2 protein-coding genes are annotated in these 2,170 nt (G+C 56.8%); both read right to left on the bottom strand.

Annotated features, from left to right (window positions below; genetic code table 11):
• Positions 1-1,623 (bottom strand): DUF4091 domain-containing protein (locus tag C5S62_RS03680; RefSeq protein WP_190311548.1); only part of this gene is annotated, 1,623 nt, incomplete at its 3' end.
• A gap of 137 nt (positions 1,624-1,760) precedes the next feature.
• Positions 1,761-1,910, bottom strand: coding sequence for a hypothetical protein (locus C5S62_RS13515; RefSeq protein WP_172486231.1), 150 nt, complete (start codon positions 1,908-1,910; stop codon positions 1,761-1,763).
• Positions 1,911-2,170: the final 260 nt, after the last annotated feature.

Raw genomic sequence — 2,170 nt, 5'->3', positions numbered from 1 at the left:
GCCGGGTTCTATCTTCACGGGCGAGAATTTCTTGATTTCATCATTGAGCCGCTGCAGTTTCTTTCCTTTGAGTTCGCTGCGCAGGACGCGTATTTTCTCAAAGTCCTCAATACCCTCTACGAGGCGTTCCCACCGGACGCTCGTTCCGCCGGGATAAACCAGGAAGCAGTCGCCCGCCTCGAAGCGCACGAAACGGCTGTCCTGCCACGGATTCTTTACCCAACTGTTGAACGCCCAGCGCAGGTAGCCGTCATAGTCGGCCGCCGCCGTGTGCCATCCCAGCCAGGCAGCCTCGGCGGGGCGCGACTTGACAAAAGTGTTGGGACGCACATGTCCGGTACAGGTATAGAAAGTCACTTTATGTCCTTTGCTGCGGTGGGCCGCAATCTGCTGGGGAGTCAGCAGAGGCTGGTTGAAGGAGAAACTGATGTCATACATGCGCTCTGACACCTCGGGACCAAAGTAATTGATGGCTCCCTTGACGCGGAAACCCGGATCGGCCTTGTAGAGCACGGCATAAGCCGGTTCAAGGAGCGACTTCGGGCGTTCGTCCATGGCTATGCAGGTTTTCCCGAACCATCCTTTTTCCTTCAGGTGCCGCGCGAAGTCCTTCAGGAAGGGGATGAGATAATCTTCATATTCCTTCGATCCGGGTGCGAGTTTTTCCTGAACGGTGCAGTTGCGCGCCTCGTCGTAGTATTCGAAGAGCAGGTGCCATGGCACGATGGTGTAGCAGTCTATCTGCTCAGTGATGCCGCAGTCCATCATGAACTCCACCCAGCGGTCGAACACGCGGTAGTCGTAGCGCCATTCGCCGCCTTGCGTCAGCGTTTTCCCTATCATGCTCTCAAAGGCATCCTCGGTCTGTCCGTTCCACGGATGCTTGATGATGCTGGCTGTTATCACCTTCTGTCCGGCTGCGGCCAACTCCTTCATCATGGGGCGCATCCGGTCGAAATGTTCCTTGCTCCACAGCTTCACGCCATAGAAACGTGCCACGGAATAGGGATTCTGCCACAAGTCAAGATGGAAGGCCCATTCCGACGGCTCCGGGAGCGTGCGGCGGCCTACCTCAAGCGTGAAGGGGATGGTCAGTCCGGTGCCGTCCACATGGGCCGTAAGCGTTCCCCTGTACTTGCCCGGCGCGGCAGTCTGTGGCACACGGATGTCGAGCCACAGGGGGCGCACTGTCTGCGCTTCGGCCGTCAGTTCCCGAGCGGGGTCCAGACGGTCGGGCACAAGGTATTCCCCCTGACGCAACGAATCGCTCATCACGTAACGCACGAAATAACGGTTGACGGCCTCGGCCGGAATCACGTGCCTGCCGTTGCGCAGGTCGCTGACGCTGAATGTCACCTTGCCGCCTTGGGGGACAAGCACGAGGGCCTGTGCGCTGACACGCTCTCCGCGCCAGGCATAGAGGTCGAGCCTGTCGGCCATGCGGGGTACGGCGTTGCGGCCGTACTGTGTGTCGATGTTTCCCCATCCCAATGCAGCCTTTGTCACTCCCTGCCAGGCAGACGCAGGAGCGGGATGCGGATCGGGAAGTTCCGTGTCGGGCATTTGTGCCATCACGGGCATGGCCGCGAAAGCCAGCGTAAGAAGCAGATTTTTCTTTTTCATGATACTTGTGTTGGTTAAATTGTATTTCTGATAATCCATTTATGAACAACGATGTTCTGACACTGTTGCCGGCATTCAGTGAACGAGCGGCCGGGTCGGCGCCGCTCCGCCTATGCGCAACTTCACCGCAAAAGTCGTCATAATCCTCCTATCCTGCAAGGATTCCGCCCGAAATCTATCTTCTGGAAAGCATAATCACGGTGTTTAACCTCAAGCGGCAACTCCCGGGACGCCCCTGCCTGAAACGCTGTCAGGAGCAGGCCGAGCAGATAATAACGTAATTTCATATCACGGTTCATTTAAAGTTAATTCAAAACTAATTACCCAAGTCAAGTCTTCAACCGGTCACGCCGGCAAAGATACCTAAAATATATGTCATCACACGCCGGCAAGGGCGCCGTAATGTCTTCTTTCCTTAAAAAAGCAACGGTTGTCCGGAAGGCCTTCTCAAGCGTTCCGGACAACCTCTCTGCCTGTCATTTCATCGGGGCCTCTCCCACGCCGGCAAACCGGGCGTCAGGCGCGGATGATGTCACGCCCGCCATAC

The organism is Prevotella sp. MGM2 (assembly GCF_002933955.1).
GTDB lineage: Bacteria > Bacteroidota > Bacteroidia > Bacteroidales > Bacteroidaceae > Alloprevotella.
The sequence above is the reverse complement of the archived record's forward strand: the minus strand, read 5'-3'. Positions and strand labels throughout refer to the sequence as shown.